This is a genomic window from Macromonas bipunctata (assembly GCF_002837135.1).
Lineage (GTDB): Bacteria > Pseudomonadota > Gammaproteobacteria > Burkholderiales > Burkholderiaceae_C > Macromonas_A > Macromonas_A bipunctata.
Genome location: NZ_NWBQ01000043.1, coordinates 25107 through 46450 on the forward strand (window position 1 = coordinate 25107; position 21344 = coordinate 46450).

Genomic DNA, 21344 nt, shown 5'->3' on the forward strand with positions numbered 1-21344 from the left:
GCCTGCTGCCTGCTGCCTGCTGCCTACGAGAAGAGAGGTATGCATACCCCCCCATCGTAACACAAAATTGCAAAATATTTTTGAAATAACCATAAATATTTGATGGTTATTAAAATTTAAGAAGCACAGTCGCCGCCAACATGGTGCTTACGAAGTGATTGTTTTACACTGCACGTTTTCGCTTGTTGTTGGCATCTTTATCTGTGTTCTATTTATGGCTTTGATTCCTGTCACTATTCTTACCGGCTTCTTGGGTTCTGGCAAAACCACCCTGCTCAAGCGCGTGCTGACCGAGGCGCACGGCCAGAAGATCGCCGTGATCGAGAACGAGTTTGGCGAGGAGAACATCGACAACGACATTCTGGTGGCCGACACCGAGGAGCACATCATCCAGATGAGCAACGGCTGCGTGTGCTGCACCATCCGCGAGGACTTGCGCACCACGCTGCAAGACCTGCTGCAACGCCAGCGCCGGGGCCAGCTCGACTTTGAGCGCGTGGTGATCGAGACCACCGGCCTGGCCGACCCGGGGCCGGTGGCACAAACTTTCTTCATGGACGAGGAAGTGGCCGAGGGCTATCTGCTCGACGCCATCGTGACGCTGGTGGACGCCAAGCACGCCGCGCAGCAGCTCAACGACCGCCAGGAGGCACGCCGCCAGGTCGGGTTTGCCGACCAGATCTTCATCAGCAAGGCCGATCTGGTGAGCGCCGAGGAGCTGGACGCGCTCACGCACCGCCTCAAGCACATGAACCCGCGTGCGCCCATCGAGGCGGTGCATTTTGGCCACGTGCCGCTGGGCAAGGTGCTGGACTTGCGCGGCTTCAACCTCAACAGCAAGCTCGACATCGACCCGGACTTCCTCAAGCCCGACGACCACGGGCATGAGCATGGGCACGACCACGGCGACCACAGCCACTGCGACCACGACCATGGCCACTGCGAGCACGAAGACCACGCGCACGGCCACCACCACCACGAAGGCGAGGCCTGCCACCACCCGTCGCACCAGCACAGCCACGGCCACCACCATCACCACGACGACGACGTGAAGAGCTTTGTGTACCGCGCCGAACGCCCGTTCGATCCGGCCAAGCTGGAAGATTTCCTGGGTGCCATCGTGCAGATCTACGGCCCGCGCATGCTGCGCTACAAGGGCGTGCTCGACATGGTGGGCACCGACCGCAAGGTGATCTTCCAGGGCGTGCACCAGCTCATGGGCAGCGATTTGGGCCCCGAGTGGGCGCCCGGCGAGCGCCGCATGAGCAAGATGGTGTTCATCGGCATCGACCTGCCGCAGGATATTCTGGTGCAGGGGCTGGAACAAAGTCTGGCCTGAACCCGCAACAGTGGCACAATCCGCGCCCAAGGTTGGGGCGCGCTGCCGCTGCGCCCCCGCCACGTGCCCTTGTGTGGGCGCGACCTGCAACACTTGAGACACATTGACCGCCGTATGACCGCCTTGACCCCCCACCACCCCATGCGCAAAGACCCCAAGCTGGCCAACAACTGGAAAACCAAGCCGCTGGAGCAGCTCACCGACGACGACGTGCTCTCCATGCCCGAGGCCGAGTACATGAACGACGTGCAATTGGCGTTCTTCAAGCGCAAGTTGCAGCAGTTGCGCAACGACATGCTGGCCAACGCCGGCGAGACCACCGAGCACCTGCGCGAGGACGCCTCCGTCATGCCCGATCCGGCCGACCGCGCCACCATCGAGGAAGAGCACGCGCTGGAGCTGCGCACGCGCGACCGTGAACGCAAGTTGCTCAAGAAGATCGAGCAGTCCATTGCCCGCATCGACAGCGGCGATTATGGTTACTGCGATGAAACCGGCGAACCCATCGGCGTGGGCCGCTTGCTGGCACGCCCGACCGCCAACCTGTCGATCGAGGCGCAGCAGCGCCGCGAGCAAAAGCAAAAACTGTTTGGCGATTGAACCCGTAACGCAAAGGCCCGCTATGCTCGAACACCACGATTCCTCGATTTTTTACGGCACCACCATTGTGTGCGTGCGCCGCGAGACCCCCGCCGGGGTGCAGGTGGCCATCGGTGGCGATGGCCAGGTCACGCTGGGCCACATCGTGGTCAAGGGCACGGCACGCAAGGTGCGCAAGCTGCACAAGGGCCAGGTGTTGGCCGGTTTTGCCGGGGCCACCGCCGACGCCTTCACGCTGTTCGAGCGTTTTGAGGCCAAGCTGGAAAAGCACCAGGGCCACCTGACCCGCGCTGCCATCGAGCTGACCAAGGACTGGCGCACCGACCGCGTGTTGCGCCGCCTGGAGGCCATGCTGGCGGTGGCCGACAAGACGGCCAGCCTCATCATCACCGGCAACGGCGACGTGCTGGAGCCCGAACACGGCATCGTGGCCATTGGTTCGGGCGGGGCTTACGCCCAGTCCGCCGCCAAGGCGCTGATCGACCACACCGACCTGAGCGCCGAAGAGGTGGTGCGCAAGTCGCTGGCCATTGCCGGGGAGCTGTGCATTTACACCAACATGAACCACACCGTGGAGGTGCTGTAAACCATGTCCGCCGCCATGACCCCGCAGGAAATTGTCTCTGAACTGGATGCGCACATCATTGGCCAGTCCGCCGCCAAGCGTGCGGTGGCGATTGCGCTGCGCAACCGCTGGCGCCGCCAGCAGGTCGAGCCCAAGTTGCGCCAGGAAATCACGCCCAAGAACATCCTGATGATCGGCCCCACCGGCGTGGGCAAGACCGAGATTGCGCGCCGCCTGGCCAAGCTGGCCCATGCGCCCTTCATCAAGGTGGAGGCCACCAAGTTCACCGAAGTGGGCTATGTGGGCAAGGATGTGGATGCCATCATCCGCGATCTGGCCGACATTGCGGTCAAGCAAACGCGCGAAGCCGAAATGGCCAAGGTGCGCATGCGGGCCGAAGATGCCGCCGAAGACCGCATTCTGGACGTGCTGATCCCGCCGCCGCGCTCCGAAGGCTTTGGCGACGACCGCGCCAGCAGCGGCAGCGACAGCACCGCGCGCCAAGTGTTCCGCAAAAAATTGCGCGAAGGCCTGCTGGACGACAAGGAGATCGAGCTGGAAGTGGCCAGCGCCGCGCCGCAGCTGGAGGTGATGACCCCCCGCTGGCATGGAAGACATGGCCGAGCAGTTGCGCGGCATGTTCAGCCAGTTCAGCAGCGGCAAAAAGAAGGCGCGCAAGCTCAGAATAGCCGAAGCGCGCAAATTGCTGATCGACGAAGAAGCCGCCAAGCTGGTCAACGAGGAAGAGATCAAGCTGCAAGCCGTGACCAATGCCGAGCAAAACGGCATCGTCTTTATCGACGAGATCGACAAGGTGACCAGCCGCAGCGAAGGCCAAAGCACTGGCGAGGTGTCGCGCCAAGGCGTGCAGCGCGATTTGTTGCCGTTGGTGGAGGGCACCACGGTGTCCACCAAATATGGCCCGATCAAGACCGACCACATTTTGTTCATCGCCAGCGGTGCGTTCCACTTGAGCAAGCCCAGCGATTTGATCCCAGAATTGCAGGGGCGCTTCCCCATCCGGGTGGAGTTGCAGTCGCTGTCGGTGGCGGATTTTGAAGCCATCCTCACGCAGACCCACGCCAGCCTGGTGCGCCAGTACCAGGCGCTGCTGGCCACCGAAGGGGTGCAGGTGGAGTTCACGCCCGAGGGCATCACCCGCTTGGCCAGCATTGCTTATGAGGTCAACGAGCGCACCGAGAACATCGGCGCGCGCCGCCTGGCCACGGTGATGGAGCACCTGCTGGACGAGGTCAGCTTTGACGCCGCCAAGCTCAGCGGCCAGACCGTGACGGTGGACGCCGTGTACGTGGATGGCCGCCTGGGCGAGCTGAGCCAGAACGAAGACTTGTCGCGCTACATCCTGTGAAGTCGGCATGATCGCCCACGCACCCGCAGCCTGGTCCACCACGCTCCGCCGCTGGCCCGCCGCCGCGCTGGCGCTGGTGGCGTGGCTGGGCGCGCTGCTGTACGGCGCCCCGGCCAGCGCCGACACGCTGTACCGCTGCCGCGCGTACAGCGGCGGGCAGTTCTGGTCGCGCCAGCACTGCCAGGAGCACCAGGCGCTGGTGGAGCGCCTGGCCAGCGTGCCGCCCAACCTCAAGTTCGAGCAGCAGGTCAAGATCGCGGAGCAGGGCGACGCGGCCCCAAATGGCCGCCGCACCCGCCCGGTGACGGTGGATGTGACCGAATCGGCCGCCGCTGCGCAGCGGCGCGCCAAGGCCGCTGCCAAGTTGCAGGCACGCTGCGAACGCCTGCAGCGCGACATCGACACCCAGGACAGCCGCGCCCGCGCCGGTGGCACCGCGCGCCAGCAGCAGCGCATTGCCGACAAGAAGCAGCAATTGCAGCAGCAGGCCGCCACCCTGGGGTGCTGAAATCTGGCCCAAGTGCTTGTTTTTGCAGTGATAACGCTGCTGCCGCAACCCGTGCTGTATCACTTTGTAACCCCTTGATTTGGCTTGAAAAAGCCCGGGAACGGGTACAATCTTTGCCTTTTGGTGCAACGGTGGTTTTTTTCCTGCAAACCCGTGGCGGCACACCTTCCCCCTTCTCCTCCCCCTTTTGTTCAGTCCCCTGGTTTGAAAGACGCCGGTGCAAGTCCCTTTGACGCATTGCACTGTTTTGTTGAACGAAGCGGTTGATGCGCTTGCGGTTCAGCCGGACGGTAGTTATATCGACGCCACGTTTGGCCGTGGTGGCCATTCGGGCCTGATCCTGTCGCGCCTGTCGAGCGCCGGGCGCCTGTGCGCGTTCGACAAGGATCCGCAGGCGGTGGCGCAAGCCGAGCAGCTGGCCGCCGCCGACGCGCGCTTTGCCATCCGGCACGAGGGCTTCAAGGCGCTGGGCGAGCTGGGCGTGGCCTGTGCCGACGGCGTGCTGATGGACCTGGGCGTGAGCTCGCCGCAGATCGACGACCCGGCGCGTGGTTTCTCGTTCCGCCACAACGGCCCGCTGGACATGCGCATGGATCCCACGCGCGGCGAGAGCGTGGCCGACTGGCTGGCCGAGGCCAGCGTGGCGCAGATGACCGAGGTCATCCGCGACTACGGCGAGGAGCGTTTTGCGGGCCAGATTGCCAAGGCCATCGACAAGCGCCGCCTGGAGCGCGGTCCGCTGCGCACCACCGCCGAGCTGGCCGAGCTGGTGGCCAGCGCCGTCAAGACCCGCGAGCCGGGCAAGGATCCGGCCACGCGCACCTTCCAGGCGCTGCGCATCTTCATCAACGCCGAACTCGACGAGCTGCAGCAGGCGCTGCAGGCCAGCCTGCAGGTGCTGCGCCCGGGCGGGCGGCTGGTGGTGATCAGTTTTCATTCGCTGGAAGACCGCATCGTCAAGCAGTTCATGGCCAGGCATTCCAAAGAGGTGTTTGACCGCCGCGCCCCGTTTGCCGCGCCGCAGCCCATGGCGCTGGCCGACGTGCAGCGCCTGATGCCGTCCGCCGACGAGGTGGCCGCCAATGCGCGCGCGCGCAGCGCCGTGATGCGCTGGGCCACGCGCACCGGCACGCCGCTGGAGCGCGCCTGATGCTGCGCCTGAATCTCGCGCTGCTGTGCGGCGTGCTGGGCACCGCTTTCTACCTGGTGCATGTGCAGTACGAGTCGCGCCGCCTCTACACCGAGCTGGACCGCGCACACCGCGTCAGCCAGCGCCTGGAGGTGGAGCGCGAGCAGCTGGAGGTGCAGCGCCGCGCGCAGGCCACGTCCAGCCGCGTGCAGCAGCTGGCGCAGCAGCGCCTGTACATGCGCCCGGCCAACCCCGCCATCACCGAGTACGTGAAGGCGCCGCCGCCGGTGGTGGTCTCGGCCGCCCTGGCCGACGCGCCGGCCACCCCGCCGCAGCCATGATCCGTTCCCGGCGCGCCGCGCCCGCCCCTTCCTCGCCACCGCCCGCCAGCGAGCGCCCCGCGCAGCTGGCGGCCGTCTCCAGTGGTCGCAGCCGCTTTGTGCTGGGCCTGCTGGGGCTGGCCTTTGTGGGGCTGGCGTGCCGCGCGGCGTACGTGCAGCTCATCGGCAACGATTTCTTCCAGGACCAGGGCAACGCGCGCTTCACGCGCACGCTGGAGCTGCCCGCCAACCGGGGCCGCATCCTGGACCGCAACGGCACCATCCTGGCCACCAGCGTGGAGGCGCAAAGCGTGTGGGCCATCCCCGAGGACGTGGACGTGGCCGACCCGCAGCTGCCCGCCGTGGCGCGCCTGCTGGGCCTGCCACTGGCCGACCTCAAGCGCCGCCTCACGCTCAACCAGAAAAAGTCCTTCATGTGGGTGCAGCGCCAGGTGGACACGCCGGTGGCGCTCAAGGTCAAGGCGCTGGGGGTCAAGGGCATCCACTTGCGCAAGGAATACAAGCGCCAGTACCCCGAGGGCGAAGCGGCCGCGCACGTGGTGGGCTTCACCAATGTGGAAGATTTGGGCCTGGAGGGCGTGGAGCTGACGTTTCAGCAGCAGCTCTCGGGCCAGAGCGGCTCGCGCCGCGTCATCAAGGACCGCCTGGGCCGCGTGGTGGAGGATGTGCGTGACGTGATTCCGCCCGTGGACGGGCAGGACGTGCAGCTCTCCATCGACAGCAAGGTGCAGTTCTTTGCCTACGAAAAGCTGCGCGCGGCGGTGCAGCAGCACAAGGCCCACGCGGGCAGCGCGGTGGTGCTCGACGCCCTGACCGGCGAGGTGCTGGCGCTGGCCAACTACCCCAGCTACAACCCCAACAACCGCCGCGGCCTGACCGGCGAGCAACTGCGCAACCGCGCCTTGACCGACAGTTTCGAGCCTGGCTCCACGCTCAAGCCCTTTGTGGCAGCGCTGGCGCTGGACAAGGGGCTGGTGCGGCCCTATTCGCCCATCGACACCTCGCCCGGCACCATCACCATTGGCGGCGCCACCATCACCGACGCCCACCCCTACGGCGTGCTCACGGTGGCCCAGGTGATCCAGAAGTCGAGCAACGTGGGCACGGTCAAGCTGGCCATGCAGCTGCACGCGCGCGACATGTGGGAGACCTACACCCAGGCCGGCTTCGGGCGCAAGCCGCAGCTGCCGTTCCCGGGTGCGGCCAGTGGCCGCCTGCGCCCGTACAAGAACTGGCGCCCCATCGAGCAGGCCACCATGAGCTATGGCTACGGCATCTCGGTGTCGCTGTTCCAGCTGGCGCAGGCCTACACCGTGTTTGCGCGCGACGGCGAGCTGGTGCCCGTGACGCTGCTCAAGAACGAGGTGCCCGCACACGGCGTGCGCGTGTTCAGCCAGGCCCACGCGCTGGAGGTGCGCAAGATGCTGGCGCTGGCCGCCGGCCCCGGTGGCACCGCGCAGCGCGCCCAGACGCTGGGCTATTCGGTGGGCGGCAAGACCGGCACCACCCACAAGCTCGAGGGCAAGGGCTACGCCACGCGCAAGTACCGCAGCTTTTTTGTGGGTGTGGCGCCCATCGAGCAGCCGCGCATCGTGGTGGCGGTGATGGTGGACGAGCCCACGGCGGGCCAGTATTTTGGCGGCCTGGTGGCGGCCCCGGTGTTCAGCGAGACGGTGCAGCAGACCCTGCGCGTGCTGGGCGTGCGCCCCGACATGAGCGTCAAGCCGCAAGTGGTGGCCGAAGTGGTGGAGGAATCTTTCTGATGCTGCAAATGCACGACCCGGCCCAGGTGGCGCAATGGTTGCAGGCCTGCGGCGTGCGCCAGCTGCACTGCGACAGCCGCCGTTTGCAACCGGGTGACGCCTTTGTGGCCTGGCCCGGTGCGGCCCAGGATGGGCGCCGCTATGTGCCTGCCGCCTTTCGCGCCGGCGCCGTGGCGTGCGTGGTAGAGCGCGACGGGGCCGAGGCCTTTGGCCTGGACGCGCCGCGCGTGTTGGCGGTGCAGGGCCTCAAGCACAGCGTGGGCGAGCTGGCGCACCACTTCTACCGCGCGCCCAGCACCGAGCTGCCGCTGCTGGCCATCACCGGCACCAACGGCAAGACCTCCACCGCTTGGTGGACGGCGCAGCTGCTTTCAGCCTTGGGGCAGCCCTGTGGCCTGATCGGCACGCTGGGCATGGGCCAGCCGGGCCACGAGCTGGTGCCCACCGGCCTGACCACGCCCGACCCGGTGATGCTGCAGGCGGCGCTGCGCGGTTTTGCCGATCAGGGCCTGCGCGCCTGCGTGCTGGAAGCTTCGTCGATCGGGCTGGAGGAGGGCCGCCTGAACGGTGCGCGCGTTCATAGCGCCGTGTTCACCAACCTGACGCAGGACCACCTGGACTACCACCACTCCATGCAGGCCTACTGGCGCGCCAAGCAGGCGCTGTTCGATTGGCCGGGTGTGCAGGTGGCGGTGGTCAACATCGACGACCCGCACGGCGCCGAACTGGCCGCCCGCCTGCAGCCGCGCGTGCAGGCCGGGGCGCTGGAGGTGTGGACGCTCTCGACCGAAGGCCGAGCGGCCCGCCTGCGCGTGCCGCAGTGGAGCATGACCGACACCGGCCTGCGCTGCACCGTGGTGGAGACCCTGCCCGATGGCACCGACACCGCCCCCGGCGTGGTGGAGTTGCCGCTGGTGGGCGAGTACAACCTGTACAACCTGCTCAGCGCCGTGGCGCTGGCGCGCGCCCAGGGCCACAGCCTGGCCCGCACCCTGCAAGCCTGCGCCGCCCTGACGCCGGTGCCCGGGCGCATGCAGTCCGCCTGGCCCGGGCTGGACGCCAACGCCGCCAGCCAGTTGCCACTGGTGCTGGCCGACTACGCCCACACCCCCGACGCGCTGGAAAAAGCCCTGCGCGCCCTGCAGCCGCTGGCCTTGCAACGCGGTGGCCGCCTGTGGTGCGTGGTAGGCTGTGGTGGCGACCGCGACGCCGGCAAGCGCCCGCTGATGGCCGCCGTGGCCGAGCGCGAGGCCGCCCGCGTGCTGCTGACCAGCGACAACCCGCGCACCGAGCCGCCGCTGCAGATCCTGGCCGACATGCGCGCTGGCCTGTCCCACCCCGACGCCGCACACATTGAGCCCGACCGCGCGCTGGCCATTGCCCAGGCCGTGGCGCAGGCCGCGCCCACCGACGTGGTGCTGCTGGCGGGCAAGGGGCATGAGAACTACCAGGAAGTGCTGGGCGTGCGCCAGTCCTTCTCCGATTTGGCCCACGCCCGCGCTGCGCTGCAGCAGCGCCTGCTGCCGACCCCGAAAGGTACCGCGTGAACGATGTGATGGCCCTGTTGCCGGTGTTGACCGGCGCCCGCCCCGTGGGCCTGCCCGCTGCTGCGTCGATCGCGCCACAGCGCGTCCACACCGACACCCGCACCCTGCGCCCGGGCGATGTGTTCGTGGCACTGCGCGGCGAGCGTTTTGACGCCCACGACCACCTGGCCGCCGCGCGTGCCGCCGGTGCCGTGGCGGCGGTGGCGGAGCGTGGTCTGGCCCAAGCCGGACTGCCCGGTGTGGAAGTGCCCGACAGCCGCGCTGCCTTGGGTGAGTTGGGGCGCTTGTGGCGCGAACGTTTTACCTTGCCCCTGATCGCCGTGACCGGCAGCAACGGCAAGACCACCGTCACGCAAATGGTGGCTGCCATCTTGCGTGCGGCGGTGGGCGATGCGGCCACCTTGGCCACGCGGGGCAATTTCAACAACGACATCGGCGTGCCCTTGACGCTGCTGCGCCTGCGCCCCGAGCACCAACTGGCGGTGCTGGAGCTGGGTATGAACCACCCCGGCGAAATTGCCGCGTTGGCTGCGCTGGCCCAACCCACGGTGGCACTGGTCAACAACGCGCAGCGCGAGCACCAGGAATTCATGGCCACGGTGGAGGCGGTGGCGCACGAGAACGCCGCCACCTTGGTCGCCTTGCCCGCCCATGGCGTGGCGGTGTTCCCGTCGGACGACACCTACACCCCGTTGTGGCGCACGCTGGCGCAGGGCCACCGCATCCTGACCTTTGGTGCCGATGCAGCCGCCGATGTGACTGGCACTGCCGTGTGGCAGGGCGATGCCTGGCAACTGCAAATCCAGACCCCGCTGGGCGCGGTGCAGGCGCTGTTGCGCGTGGCGGGCCGCCACAACGTGCGCAACGCCTGGGCCGCCACCGCAGCGGCCTTGGCCGCCGGTGTGCCGTTGTCGGCGGTGGCCCAAGGCCTGTCGGCGTTTGAGCCGGTCACGGGGCGTTCCCGTGCCTTGCCGCTGGTGTGGCCCAGCGGCCAGCGCACCACGTTGGTGGACGACAGCTACAACGCCAACCCCGATTCAGTGCGCGCCGCCATCGATGTGTTGGCCGATTTGCCCGGCCCGCGCCTGTTGCTGCTGGGCGACATGGGTGAGGTGGGCGAGCAAGGGCTGGCCTTCCACCGCGAGGTGCTGCAACACGCCCGCGACTGTGGCATTGAACACGTGTGGACGACCGGCCCATGGCTGGCGCAAGTGCATGCCGCCGAACCCGATCTGGCCCGTTACTGGCCCGACTGGAACGACCTGAACGCCGCCACCTTGGCGTTGGCTCCGGCGCTGGGCAGCGTGTTGGTCAAGGGCTCGCGCTTCATGCGCATGGAGCGGTTGGTGCAAGCATTACAGGCCCTGGCCGCGCCGCCCGTACAACAAGAAGAAGGAGTGCAGCATGCTGCCTAGTTTGGCCCTGTGGTTGCAAGGCTTGGGCCCCGAGTGGGGTTTTTTGCGCGTTTTTCAGTACCTGACCTTCCGCGCTGTGATGGCGGCCATGACCGCGCTGTTGGTGGGCATTGGGGCGGGGCCGTATTTCATCCGGCGTTTGACCGCGCTCAAAATTGGCCAGCCGGTGCGCGAGTACGCCATGCAAACGCACTTGGTCAAAAGTGGTACGCCCACCATGGGCGGGGTGCTGATCCTGTTTGCCATTGCGCTCTCCACCCTGTTGTGGTTCGACTGGAACAACCGCTTTGTCTGGGTCGTGTTGGTCGTCACGCTGGGTTTTGGCGCCATTGGCTGGGCGGACGACTGGCGCAAGGTGGTACACAAAGACCCCGAAGGCATGCGTTCGCGCGAAAAGTACCTGTGGCAATCGTTGATTGGGTTGCTGGCGGCGTTCTACTTGGTGTTTGCCATCTCGGGCCATTCCAATGCCAGCGTGTGGGCACTGTTCCTGAGTTGGGTGGATTCTGGCTTTGCGCTCAATATGCCGACCCAGGCCGGGCTGATGGTGCCGTTTTTCAAGGAAGTCAGTTACCCGTTGGGCGTGCTGGGCTTTGTGGTGCTGACCTATCTGGTGATTGTGGGAGCCAGCAACGCGGTCAACCTCACCGACGGGCTGGACGGCCTGGCCATCATGCCGGTGGTGCTGGTGGGCACGGCGCTGGGTATTTTTGCCTACGTGACCGGCAATGCGGTGTTTGCCAAGTATTTGCTGCTGCCCTACATTCCGGGCTCGGGTGAGTTGCTGATTTTTTGCGGTGCTATGGCCGGTGCTGGGCTGGCCTTCCTGTGGTTCAACGCTCACCCGGCCCAGGTCTTCATGGGCGATGTGGGCGCACTGGCGCTGGGTGGCGCACTGGGCACCATTGCCGTCATCGTGCGCCAGGAGATCGTGTTGGCCATCATGGGCGGTATTTTTGTGGTGGAGGCGCTGTCGGTGATGGTGCAGGTGAGCTATTTCAAATACACCAAGAAAAAGTACGGTCAGGGACGGCGCATCTTGAAAATGGCCCCGCTGCACCACCATTTTGAAAAATCCGGTTGGCGCGAAACGCAGGTGGTGGTTCGGTTCTGGATCATCACCATGTTGCTGTGCTTGGTGGGTCTGTCCACCCTCAAATTGCGTTGACCACAACACCACTTGATTGCCATGAAGAACTGTTTGCCATTGCTGCAAGACCGTGATGTGCTGGTGCTGGGTTTGGGAGCTTCCGGGTTGGCTATGGCGCGCTGGTGCGCCCAGGCCGGTGCGCGTGTGACGGTGGCCGATACCCGCGCCCAGCCGCCCCAAGCCGCTATGTTGGCCACCGAAGTGCCCACGGCGGTGCTGCTGGCCGGTGCCGTGCTGGATGCCGCGTTGTTTCAGCACGCTCCGTGGGCGCTGGTGTGCCGCAGCCCCGGTATCGCCCCGGCCCACATGGCCGCCTTGAATGCCGTGGCCCAAGCGGCTGGCGTGCCGGTGGTGGGGGAGTTGGACCTGTTTACACAAGCCTTGCAGGCGTTGGCGCAGGGCGAGGCACCGTACCAGCCCAAGGTGCTGGCCATCACCGGCACCAACGGCAAGACCACCACCACCGCGCTCACGGCGCATTTGCTGGACGCGGCGGGTTGGAGCGTGGTGGTGGCGGGCAACATCGGCCCGACCTTGCTGGACATGTTGCGCCAGCACTGGCAAGGCGGCACCTTGCCCCAGGCGTGGGTGCTGGAGCTGTCCAGCTTCCAACTCGATGGTGTGCAGGGTTTCGAGCCCACCGCCGCCACCGTGCTCAACGTCACGCAAGACCACCTGGATTGGCACGGCAGCATGGAAGCTTATGCCGCCGCCAAGGCGCGCATCTTTGGCCAGCAGGGCATGCTGGTGCTCAACCGCGACGATGCCACCGTGATGGCCTGGCAGCCACAACCCCAAACCATGCGCGAGAACGGTCGCAACAAAACTCTGCCTGCGCGCGCCCACACCACCTTCGGCACCGAAGTGCCCACCCAGGCCGATGCTTGGGGCTTGGAAACCGTCAACGGTATGACGTGGCTGGTGCGTGCCCAGCTCGCGGAGGATGTTCCCGCCACCCCAGCCCGCCGCAGTGGTGCTGCTCCCGTCCCTGAACTGCGCCTGCAACGCCTTATGCCAGCTGAGGCTCTGCGTATCCGTGGCCGTCACAACGCCAGCAACGCGCTCGCCGCGTTGGCCTTGGCCACCGCTGCTGGGGCACCGTTGGCCCCCATGTTGCACGCCTTGCGCGACTACCGGGGCGAACCGCACCGCGTGGAGCCCGTGGCCATCGTCCACGAGGTGGAATACTTTGACGACAGCAAGGGCACCAACGTCGGTGCCACTTTGGCCGCCCTCAACGGCTTGGGGCCAGAGCGCCGTCTGGTGGTGATTTTGGGCGGCGATGGCAAGGGGCAGGACTTTGCCCCGCTGGCCGCCGCTGTGGCACGCCATGTGCGGGCGGTGGCACTCATCGGGCGCGATGCCCCGGCCATCCGCGCTGCGCTCGCATCCACCGGCGTGCCGCTGCACGATGCGCCCGACTTGCCCGCTGCCGTGCAATGGTGCGCCCAGCAAGCGCGCGCGGGCGATGCGGTGCTGCTCTCGCCCGCGTGCGCCAGCCTGGACATGTTCAAGGACTACGCCCACCGCGCCCAGGTGTTTGTGGACGAAGTGCGCGCGCTGCAGGAAGCGGCCGGGTCTCCCGCATGAGCCGCGACGCTACCCCCCCGTCGCGGTCGGGCCGCTGGCGCCAGTGGTGGCAGCGCTTGCCGGGCCACGCCATGCTCAACGCCGCCTACCGCTGGCAGCGCGAGCAGCCCACCTCCAGCCGCGACTACGTGCGCCACCAGACCCAGCCCGTGCGCGACTGGGGCTTTGACCAATCGTTGTTTTGGACAGTGTTTGGCCTGCTGTGCTGGGGGCTGGTGATGGTGTACTCGGCCTCGGTGGCCTTGCCCGACAGTCCCAAGTACGGCAGCTACGCGCAGTGGCACTTCGTGCTGCGCCACCTGCTCTCCATCGGCGTGGGCACGCTGGCCGCCTTTGTGGTGTTCCAGGTGCCCATCCACCGCTGGCAGGAGCTATCGCCCTACCTGTTCATCGTGTCGCTGGTGCTGCTGGTGCTGGTGCTGGTGCCCTTCATCGGCAGGGGTGTCAACGGCGCGCGGCGCTGGATCTCGCTGGGCGTGATGAACTTCCAGCCCTCGGAGCTGGCCAAGCTGGCGGTGCTGCTGTACGCCTCGGGCTACATGGTGCGCAAGATGGATATCAAGGAGCACTTCCTGCGCGCGGTGTGGCCCATGGCGCTGGCCGTGGCGGTGGTGGGCGGCCTCTTGATTGCCGAGCCCGACATGGGCGCCTTCATGGTGATTGCCGTGATCGCGATGGGCATCCTGTTCCTGGGCGGCGTCAACGCTACGGCGTTTGCGCTCATCATTGCGCTGCTGCTGGGCGTGTTCGTGGCGCTGATTTCGACCTCGGAGTGGCGGCGCCAGCGCGTGTTTGCCTACCTCAACCCGTTTGGCGAGGAGCACGTGCTGGGCAAGGGCTACCAGCTCTCGCACGCGCTCATTGCCATCGGCCGGGGCGAGTTCTGGGGCGTGGGGCTGGGCGGCAGCGTCGAGAAGCTGCACTGGCTGCCCGAGGCCCACACCGACTTTTTGCTGGCTGTGGTGGGCGAGGAGTTTGGCCTGGTGGGCATCCTGGTGCTGATTGGCGTGTTCTTCTGGCTCACGCGGCGCATCATGCACATCGGGCACCAGGCCGTGGCGTCGGGGCAGGTGTTTGCCGGGCTGGTGGCGCAGGGCGTGGCGCTGTGGCTGGGGTTCCAGGCCTTCATCAACATCGGCGTGAACCTGGGCGCACTGCCCACCAAGGGCCTGACGCTGCCGTTCATGAGCTACGGCGGCTCGGCCATTTTGATGAACCTGGTGGCGATGGCGATCGTGCTGCGCATCGACGCCGAAAACCGCCAGCGCATGCACCCCGACCGGCGCACCGACCCATGACGACACAACAACCTGCGGCCACGGCGCCGTGCGCGCTGGTGATGGCCGGCGGCACCGGCGGCCACATCTTCCCCGGCCTGGCGCTGGCCGAGGCCCTGCGCGAGCGCGGCTGGCGCGTGCACTGGCTGGGCGCGCCCGCCAGCATGGAGCAGCGCCTGGTGCCGCCGCGTGGCTTTGCCTTCGAGCCGGTGGCCTTTGGCGGCGTGCGCGGCAAGGGCCTCAAGACGCTGGCGCTGCTGCCGTGGCGCCTGCTGCAGGCGTTTGGCCAAAGCTGGCGCGTGGTGCGCCGGGTGCGGCCCGATGTGGTGATCGGGCTGGGCGGCTACATCACCTTTCCGGGCGGGCTGATGGCGGTGCTGGCGGGCCGCCCGCTGCTGCTGCACGAGCAGAACTCGGTGGCGGGCCTGGCCAACAAGGTGCTGGCGCGCGTGGCCAAGGGCGTGTTCAGCGCCTACCCCAACGCCTTGCCGCAGGCGCAGTGGGTGGGCAACCCGCTGCGGGCCGAATTCTTGCAACAAGCGTCGCCCGCCGAACGCTTTGCGGGCCGCACGGGGCCGTTGCGCCTGCTGGTGGTGGGCGGCAGCCTGGGCGCCAGGGCCTTGAACGACGCCGTGCCGCAGGCGCTGGCGCTGATCCCACCCGCGCAGCGCCCCGTGGTCACGCACCAGAGCGGTGAAAAACAGATCGACGCCCTGCGCGCCGCCTACGCCGCAGCGGGCGTGCAGGCCACGCTCACGCCTTTCATCCAGGACACCGCGCGTGCCTTTGCCGACGCCGACGTCGTCATCGCCCGCGCCGGGGCCAGCACCGTGACCGAACTGGCCGCCGTGGGTGCGGCTGCCATCTTTGTGCCCTTCCCGCACGCGGTGGACGACCACCAGACCCACAACGCGCGCTTTCTGGTCGATGCCGGAGCGGCGTGGCTGCTGCCGCAAAACCAGCTCAGCGCCGCCGGTTTGGCGCGACAATTGCAGGCTTTGACCCGCCCCGAACTGCAAGCCCGCGCCGAACGCGCCCTGGCCCAGCGCCAGACCCGCGCCGTGGCGCTGATGGTGCAGGCTTGCGAACAACAGCTGGCCCCCTGAGCCAGCCCACCACAAGAACATTGATGAAACACGCCATCCGCCACATCCATTTCGTCGGCATCGGTGGGGCCGGCATGAGCGGCATTGCCGAAGTGCTGCTCAACCTGGGCTACACCGTCTCGGGCAGCGACCTGGGCGCCAGCGCCACCACCCAGCGCCTGCAGCAGCTGGGCGCGCGGGTACACGTGGGGCACGACGCGGCCCACATCGACGGCGCGGACTGCATCGTCACCTCCACCGCCGTCAAGGCCGACAACCCCGAGGTGGTGGCCGCACACGCCAAGCTGCTGCCGGTGGTGCCGCGCGCCATCATGCTGGCCGAGCTGATGCGCATGAAGAAAGGCGTGGCCATTGCGGGCACACACGGCAAGACCACCACCACCAGCCTGGTGGCCAGCGTGCTGGCCGCCGCCGAGCTCGACCCCACCTTCGTGATTGGTGGCAAGCTCAACAGCGCCGGGGCCAACGCGCGGCTGGGTGCGGGCGAGTACATCGTGGTGGAGGCCGACGAGTCCGACGCCTCGTTCCTGAACCTGTTGCCGGTGATGGCGGTGGTGACCAACATCGACGCCGACCACATGGACACCTACGGCCACGACTTTGGCCGCTTGCAGCAGGCCTTCATCGAATTTTTGCACCGCATGCCGTTCTACGGCGCCGCCATCGTGTGCGTGGACGACCCGACCATCCGCGGCCTGCTTGATCAGATCCAGCGCCCCATCACCACCTACGGCCTGGGCGAGGGCGCGCAGGTGCGTGCGCTGGACGTGCGGGCGGTAGGCGCCCAGATGCACTTCAAGGTGCAGCGGCGCAACGGCATCCAGCTGCCCGACATGGACGTGGTGCTCAACCTGCCCGGGCTGCACAACGTGCTCAATGCGCTGGCCGCGATTGCGGTGGCGGTGGAGCTCAACGTGCCCGACGCCGCCGTGCAGGCCGCGCTGGCGCAGTTCAAGGGCGTGGGGCGGCGCTTCCAGCGTTATGGCGAGGTGGCCCTGCCCAGCGGCGGCAGCGCCACGCTGGTGGACGACTACGGCCACCACCCGGTGGAGATGGCGGCCACGCTGGCGGCGGCGCGCGGCGCCTTTCCGGGCCAGCGCCTGGTGCTGGCGTTCCAGCCGCACCGCTACACCCGCACCCGCGACTGTTTCGAGGATTTCGTCAAGGTGATTGGCCAGGCCGACGCCGTGCTGCTGGCCGAGGTCTACGCCGCCGGCGAGGCCCCCATCGTCGCCGCCGACGGGCGTGCGCTGGCGCGGGCGCTGCGCGTGGGCGGCAAGGTCGAGCCCGTGTTCGTGGACGACATCGCCGTCATGCCGCAGGCGGTGCTGGACAACGCCCGCGACGGTGACGTGGTGCTGTGCATGGGCGCGGGCAGCATCGGTGCCGTGGCCGGGCAGACCGTGGCATTGGCCACCGAGGTACAAGCATGAGCGATACACCATCCCCCATTGATCCCGCCCGTCTGGGCAAAGTGGCCGTGCTGCTGGGCGGCTACTCCGCCGAGCGCGAGGTGTCCCTGATGTCCGGCGCGGGCGTGCTGGCCGCGTTGCGCAGCCAGGGCGTGGACGCACACGCGTTCGACCCCGCCGAGCGCGACTTGTTCGACCTGCGCCACGAGGGGTTTGACCGCGCCTTCATCAACCTGCATGGCCGCTTTGGCGAGGACGGCACCGTGCAGGGCGCGCTGGAGCTGATGCGCATCCCCTACACCGGCTCGGGCGTGCTGCCGTCCAGCGTGGCGATGGACAAGGTCATGACCAAGCGCATCTGGCGCGCCGAAGGCCTGCCCACGCCCGACTGGCGCCAGGTGGCCAGCGTGGCCGAGACCGAGGCCGCCTTGGCGGCCCTGGGCGCGCCCATGATCGTCAAGCCCGCGCGCGAAGGCTCCAGCCTGGGCCTGACCAAGGTAACGGACGCGGCCCAGTGCGCCCAGGCCTACGCGCTGGCGGCGCAGCACGACCCCGAGGTGCTGTGCGAGCAGTTCATCCAGGGCGACGAAGTCACCTGCCCGGTGCTGGGCAACGGCGCCCAGGCGCGCGCGCTGCCGGTGATCCACATCGTGGCGCCCGGCGGCAACTACGACTACGAACACAAATACTTTGCCGACGATACCCAATACATCGTCCCGTGCGATTTGCCCACGGGCGAGGAAGCCGCGATCCAGGCCTTGGTGCTCAAGGCCTACCGCACCCTGGGCTGCCGGGGCTGGGCGCGTGCCGACGTGATGATCGACGCCCGCACCCGCCAGCCCTACCTGCTGGAGATCAACACTTCGCCCGGCATGACCAGCCACTCGCTGGTGCCCATGTCGGCGCGCGCGGTGGGCATAGGCTACGAGGCGCTGTGCCTGCAGATGCTGGCCTCGGCGGCGCTGGACAACGTGCTGCCCGCGCACCCCCCGGCCACGAAAGCCTGAGCCCCATGCCGCTTGCCGCGCCCTTGCCGCTGGACGTCAAATGCGTGAACTGGGTTACGCGCGCCCTGTTCTGGGCGTTTGGCGCCATGGCGCTGGTCAGCCTGGGGTGGTGGCTGGCGCAGCACCCGGCCTGGACGGTGGGGCGCATCCTGGTGGTGGGCGAGGTGGCGCACCAGAACGAGGTCACGCTGCGCTCGCACCTGGCCACGCAACTGCGCGGCAGCTTTCTGACGCTGGACCTGCAGCAGGTCAAGCAGGTGTTCGAGAGCGTACCCTGGGTGCGTCAGGCCATCGTGCAGCGCGAGTTCCCCAACCGCCTGCGCGTGACGCTGCTGGAGCACCAGCCGCGCGCCTGGTGGGGCGAGGCCGGCGGCGGCAAGCTCGTCAACGCGCAGGGCCAGGTGTTCGAGGCCAACCCCGACGACGTGCAGGCCGATGGCTGGAGCGAGCTCACGGGCCCCGACGACAGCGCCGCGCCGCAGGTGTACCGGCTGCACCAGGCCCTGCAGCCGCTGTTTGCGCGGCTGGACTGGCGCATGCAGCGCCTGGAGCTTGACCGCCGGGGCGGCTGGCGCGTGCGCCTGGCCCACGGCACCGTGGTCGAACTGGGGCGCGGCAACACCGAAGAATTGCTCACGCGCGTGACGCATTTCGTCTTTACGGTCTCACAATTGAGCCAGCGGTACGCGTACCGGCTGGAAATGGTAGATTTACGCTACCCCAACGGCTATGCGGTGCGCATGCGTGGCGTGACCACCACCGGCGGGCAGGACGCCCCGGTGGTGTCGCCCGTGCGCCCGCCGTCGTCGCCCCAGCCTGCCCCGACGGCTTCCCCTTCTACCCCTTTGCCTGCTGCCCGCCCCGGCGCCAGCAGGTAGGACACCCACAGCATTACATGGTCAAGGATTTGAAAGACATAGTGGTTGCACTCGATATCGGCACCTCCAAGGTCATGGTGGTGGTGGCCGAAGTCTTGGGCAACGGCGAGCTCAAGCTCGCGGGCCTGGGCGTGGCGCCCAGCTACGGCCCCAGCCCCGGCCTCAAGCGCGGGGTGGTGGTCAATATCGACACCACGGTGCGCAGCATCCAGCAGGCGCTGGAGGAAGCCGAGTTGATGGCGGATTGCCACATCTCGCGCGTGTTCACCGGCATCTCGGGCCGCCACATCCAGGGCCTCAACTCGATTGGCATGGTGGCCATCCGCGACCGCGAGGTCTCAGCCTCGGACGTGGCGCGCGTGATCGAGACCGCCAAGACCATCAACATCTCCACCGACCAGCGCCTGCTGCTGGTGGAGCCGCAGGAATTCATCATCGACAGCCAGGAGGTCAAGGAGCCGATCGGCATGAGCGGCATCCGGCTCGAGGCGCGCGTGCACATCGTGACCGGCGCGCAGAGTGCGGCCGACAACATCACCAAGTGCGTGCGCCGCTGCGGGCTGGAGGTGGACCGCTTGATGCTCAACCCGCTGGCCTCGAGCCTGGCGGTGCTGACCGAGGACGAGAAAGAGCTGGGCGTGGCGCTGGTGGACATTGGCGCGGGCACGACCGACGTGGCCATCTTTGCCGGCGGCGCCATCCGGCACACGGCGGTGATCCCGATTGCGGGCGACCTCATCACCAACGACATCGCCACCGCGCTGCGCACGCCCACCAAGGAGGCCGAGGACATCAAGATCCACAGCGGCTGCGCCAAGCAGCTGCTGGCCGACCCCGAGCAGCAGGTGGAGGTGCCCGGCCTGGGCGACCGCGCCGTGCGCCTGCTCAGCCGCCAGGCGCTGGCCGGGGTGATCGAGCCGCGCGTGGAGGAGATCTTTTTGCTGGTGCAGCAAGTCATCCGCGACTCGGGCTTCGAGGACCGCCTGTCCTCGGGCGTGGTGCTCACGGGCGGCAGTTCCCTGATGGCGGGCATGGTGGAACTGGGCGAGGACATCTTCCTCAAGCCGGTGCGCCGGGGCGTGCCGCGCTACGCCAGCGCGCTGAGCGACATGGTGGCGCAGCCGCGCGCCGCCACCGTCATGGGCCTGCTGGAGGAAGCGCGCACGGCCCGCCTGCGCCAGCAGCAGACCATGGCGCCCAAGCCTAGCCCGGTGCACGACACCTGGGCCAAAATCCGGGCCTGGTTTGCGGGCAATTTTTGATGGCACAGGTTTGACGCAAGGAGTTTTACATTTATGAACCCGATTGACATGATTGACAACAACGAATTCAACCGCGGCACCCAGATCAAGGTGATCGGCGTCGGCGGCGGTGGCAGCAACGCGGTCGAGCACATGATCGAGAGCGGTGTGCAGGGCATCGAGTTCATCTGCGCCAACACCGACGCGCAGGCGCTCAACCGCAGCACCGCAGGCCACCTGATCCAGCTGGGCGCCACCGGCCTGGGCGCGGGCAGCCGCCCCGAGCGCGGCCGCGAGGCCGCCGAGGTCGCCATCTCCGACATCCGCAGCGCCATCCAGGGCGCGCACATGCTGTTCATCACCGCTGGCATGGGTGGCGGCACCGGCACCGGCGCGGCGCCCGTGATTGCGCGCGTGGCCAAGGACATGGGCATCCTGACCGTGGGCGTCGTCACCAAGCCGTTCGACTTCGAGGGCGGGCGTCGCATGCTCAACGCCGAGCAAGGCCTGGCCGAGCTCGAAGCCAACGTCGATTCGCTGATCGTGGTGCTCAACGACAAGCTGCTCGAAGTGCTGGGCGACGAGGTCACGCACGAGGAAGCCCTGGCCGAGGCCAACAATGTGCTCAAGAACGCCGTGGGCGGCATTGCCGAGGTCATCAACGTCGAGGGCCTCATCAACGTCGACTTCGAGGACGTGCGCACCGTGATGAGCGAGACCGGCAAGGCCATGATGGGCACCGCCATCGCCAGCGGCCAGGACCGCGCCCGCATCGCCGCCGAACAGGCCGTGGCCTGCCCGCTGCTCGACGGTGTGGACATGAAGGGCGCCAAGGGCGTGCTGGTGCTCATCAGCGGCAGCAAGGCCAGCCTGCGCCTGGCCGAATCGCGCCAGGCCATGAACACCATCCGCGCCTTTGCCGCCGAGGACGCCCACGTCATCTACGGCGCCGCCTACGACGAGTCGCTGGGCGACGCGCTGCGCGTGACCGTGGTGGCCACCGGCCTGAGCCGCGCCAGTGCCCAGCAGCCCGCCCCGCACGCGCACCAGGGCCACCACACCCACTACGCCCAGCCGGGGCACCGCATGGGCGGCCAGCCGCGCGCC

The 21344-nt window shown here is 67.6% G+C and carries 18 protein-coding genes and 1 pseudogene; all 19 read left to right on the plus strand.

Features of this window, described 5'->3' with window-relative positions; all coding sequences use genetic code 11:
* Window positions 1–214 precede the first annotated feature (214 nt).
* Complete coding sequence (locus CON76_RS06520; protein WP_101102559.1) at window positions 215–1339, plus strand: CobW family GTP-binding protein; 1125 nt, start codon at window positions 215–217, stop codon at window positions 1337–1339.
* A gap of 114 nt (window positions 1340–1453) precedes the next feature.
* Entirely contained in the window at window positions 1454–1939 is a 486-nt protein-coding gene (gene dksA, locus CON76_RS06525; protein WP_101102560.1) for an RNA polymerase-binding protein DksA, read from the plus strand.
* A 22-nt stretch (window positions 1940–1961) separates the two neighbouring features.
* A complete protein-coding gene (gene hslV / locus CON76_RS06530) occupies window positions 1962–2525 on the plus strand; it encodes an ATP-dependent protease subunit HslV (RefSeq protein ID WP_101102561.1) in 564 nt (187 codons plus the stop codon).
* 3 nt (window positions 2526–2528) lie between these two features.
* A pseudogene (gene hslU / locus CON76_RS06535) lies at window positions 2529–3873 on the plus strand (ATP-dependent protease ATPase subunit HslU).
* A 7-nt stretch (window positions 3874–3880) separates the two neighbouring features.
* Complete coding sequence (locus CON76_RS06540) at window positions 3881–4381, plus strand: hypothetical protein (RefSeq protein ID WP_101102562.1); 501 nt, start codon at window positions 3881–3883, stop codon at window positions 4379–4381.
* A gap of 217 nt (window positions 4382–4598) precedes the next feature.
* Complete coding sequence (gene rsmH, locus CON76_RS06545; protein WP_101102563.1) at window positions 4599–5531, plus strand: 16S rRNA (cytosine(1402)-N(4))-methyltransferase RsmH; 933 nt, start codon at window positions 4599–4601, stop codon at window positions 5529–5531.
* Complete coding sequence (gene ftsL / locus CON76_RS06550) at window positions 5531–5851, plus strand: cell division protein FtsL (RefSeq protein ID WP_101102564.1); 321 nt, start codon at window positions 5531–5533, stop codon at window positions 5849–5851. The genes rsmH and ftsL overlap by 1 nt, the downstream gene beginning before the upstream one ends.
* Window positions 5848–7614 (plus strand): peptidoglycan D,D-transpeptidase FtsI family protein, encoded by a 1767-nt coding sequence (locus CON76_RS06555; RefSeq protein ID WP_101102565.1) that lies wholly within the window; start codon window positions 5848–5850, stop codon window positions 7612–7614. Before ftsL ends, CON76_RS06555 begins: the two co-directional genes overlap by 4 nt.
* Window positions 7614–9161: a UDP-N-acetylmuramoyl-L-alanyl-D-glutamate--2,6-diaminopimelate ligase gene (locus CON76_RS06560; protein WP_101102566.1), complete on the plus strand. Its 1548-nt coding sequence runs from the start codon at window positions 7614–7616 to the stop codon at window positions 9159–9161. Before CON76_RS06555 ends, CON76_RS06560 begins: the two co-directional genes overlap by 1 nt.
* An 8-nt stretch (window positions 9162–9169) precedes the next feature.
* Window positions 9170–10576: a UDP-N-acetylmuramoyl-tripeptide--D-alanyl-D-alanine ligase gene (locus CON76_RS06565; protein ID WP_101102577.1), complete on the plus strand. Its 1407-nt coding sequence runs from the start codon at window positions 9170–9172 to the stop codon at window positions 10574–10576.
* On the plus strand, window positions 10566–11744 hold the full coding sequence (gene mraY / locus CON76_RS06570) for a phospho-N-acetylmuramoyl-pentapeptide-transferase (RefSeq protein ID WP_101102567.1): 1179 nt from the start codon (window positions 10566–10568) through the stop codon (window positions 11742–11744). The genes CON76_RS06565 and mraY overlap by 11 nt, the downstream gene beginning before the upstream one ends.
* A gap of 21 nt (window positions 11745–11765) precedes the next feature.
* Window positions 11766–13316 carry a UDP-N-acetylmuramoyl-L-alanine--D-glutamate ligase gene (gene murD, locus CON76_RS06575; RefSeq protein WP_101102578.1) on the plus strand — a complete coding sequence of 517 codons (1551 nt, stop codon included), beginning with the start codon at window positions 11766–11768 and terminating at the stop codon, window positions 13314–13316.
* Window positions 13313–14614, plus strand: a complete 1302-nt coding sequence (gene ftsW, locus CON76_RS06580) for a putative lipid II flippase FtsW (protein ID WP_240592791.1) — start codon at window positions 13313–13315, stop codon at window positions 14612–14614. The genes murD and ftsW overlap by 4 nt, the downstream gene beginning before the upstream one ends.
* Window positions 14611–15699 carry an undecaprenyldiphospho-muramoylpentapeptide beta-N-acetylglucosaminyltransferase gene (murG, locus tag CON76_RS06585; protein WP_101102568.1) on the plus strand — a complete coding sequence of 363 codons (1089 nt, stop codon included), beginning with the start codon at window positions 14611–14613 and terminating at the stop codon, window positions 15697–15699. Before ftsW ends, murG begins: the two co-directional genes overlap by 4 nt.
* A 23-nt stretch (window positions 15700–15722) precedes the next feature.
* Entirely contained in the window at window positions 15723–17132 is a 1410-nt protein-coding gene (murC, locus tag CON76_RS06590; protein WP_101102569.1) for a UDP-N-acetylmuramate--L-alanine ligase, read from the plus strand.
* Window positions 17129–18118 carry a D-alanine--D-alanine ligase gene (locus tag CON76_RS06595; RefSeq protein WP_101102570.1) on the plus strand — a complete coding sequence of 330 codons (990 nt, stop codon included), beginning with the start codon at window positions 17129–17131 and terminating at the stop codon, window positions 18116–18118. Before murC ends, CON76_RS06595 begins: the two co-directional genes overlap by 4 nt.
* A 5-nt stretch (window positions 18119–18123) precedes the next feature.
* The gene (locus CON76_RS06600; RefSeq protein WP_101102571.1) at window positions 18124–18996 is read left to right on the plus strand and encodes a cell division protein FtsQ/DivIB; all 873 of its coding nucleotides are present in this window, start codon (window positions 18124–18126) and stop codon (window positions 18994–18996) included.
* A gap of 17 nt (window positions 18997–19013) precedes the next feature.
* Window positions 19014–20258: a cell division protein FtsA gene (gene ftsA / locus CON76_RS06605; protein ID WP_101102572.1), complete on the plus strand. Its 1245-nt coding sequence runs from the start codon at window positions 19014–19016 to the stop codon at window positions 20256–20258.
* A 33-nt stretch (window positions 20259–20291) separates the two neighbouring features.
* A partial coding sequence (gene ftsZ, locus CON76_RS06610) for a cell division protein FtsZ (protein WP_205758196.1) occupies window positions 20292–21344 on the plus strand: 1053 nt, incomplete at its 3' end.

What these genes read in the sequence shown, in the direction of transcription:
- CON76_RS06520 (WP_101102559.1), top strand. Translation starts at nt 215, where the DNA reads ATGGCTTTGATTCCTGTCACTATTCTTACCGGCTTCTTGGGTTCTGGC.
- dksA (WP_101102560.1), top strand. Translation starts at nt 1,454, where the DNA reads ATGACCGCCTTGACCCCCCACCACCCCATGCGCAAAGACCCCAAGCTG.
- hslV (WP_101102561.1), top strand. Translation starts at nt 1,962, where the DNA reads ATGCTCGAACACCACGATTCCTCGATTTTTTACGGCACCACCATTGTG.
- CON76_RS06540 (WP_101102562.1), top strand. Translation starts at nt 3,881, where the DNA reads ATGATCGCCCACGCACCCGCAGCCTGGTCCACCACGCTCCGCCGCTGG.
- ftsL (WP_101102564.1), top strand. Translation starts at nt 5,531, where the DNA reads ATGCTGCGCCTGAATCTCGCGCTGCTGTGCGGCGTGCTGGGCACCGCT.
- CON76_RS06555 (WP_101102565.1), top strand. Translation starts at nt 5,848, where the DNA reads ATGATCCGTTCCCGGCGCGCCGCGCCCGCCCCTTCCTCGCCACCGCCC.
- CON76_RS06560 (WP_101102566.1), top strand. Translation starts at nt 7,614, where the DNA reads ATGCTGCAAATGCACGACCCGGCCCAGGTGGCGCAATGGTTGCAGGCC.
- CON76_RS06565 (WP_101102577.1), top strand. Translation starts at nt 9,170, where the DNA reads ATGGCCCTGTTGCCGGTGTTGACCGGCGCCCGCCCCGTGGGCCTGCCC.
- mraY (WP_101102567.1), top strand. Translation starts at nt 10,566, where the DNA reads ATGCTGCCTAGTTTGGCCCTGTGGTTGCAAGGCTTGGGCCCCGAGTGG.
- murD (WP_101102578.1), top strand. Translation starts at nt 11,766, where the DNA reads ATGAAGAACTGTTTGCCATTGCTGCAAGACCGTGATGTGCTGGTGCTG.
- ftsW (WP_240592791.1), top strand. Translation starts at nt 13,313, where the DNA reads ATGAGCCGCGACGCTACCCCCCCGTCGCGGTCGGGCCGCTGGCGCCAG.
- murG (WP_101102568.1), top strand. Translation starts at nt 14,611, where the DNA reads ATGACGACACAACAACCTGCGGCCACGGCGCCGTGCGCGCTGGTGATG.
- murC (WP_101102569.1), top strand. Translation starts at nt 15,723, where the DNA reads ATGAAACACGCCATCCGCCACATCCATTTCGTCGGCATCGGTGGGGCC.
- CON76_RS06595 (WP_101102570.1), top strand. Translation starts at nt 17,129, where the DNA reads ATGAGCGATACACCATCCCCCATTGATCCCGCCCGTCTGGGCAAAGTG.
- CON76_RS06600 (WP_101102571.1), top strand. Translation starts at nt 18,124, where the DNA reads ATGCCGCTTGCCGCGCCCTTGCCGCTGGACGTCAAATGCGTGAACTGG.
- ftsA (WP_101102572.1), top strand. Translation starts at nt 19,014, where the DNA reads ATGGTCAAGGATTTGAAAGACATAGTGGTTGCACTCGATATCGGCACC.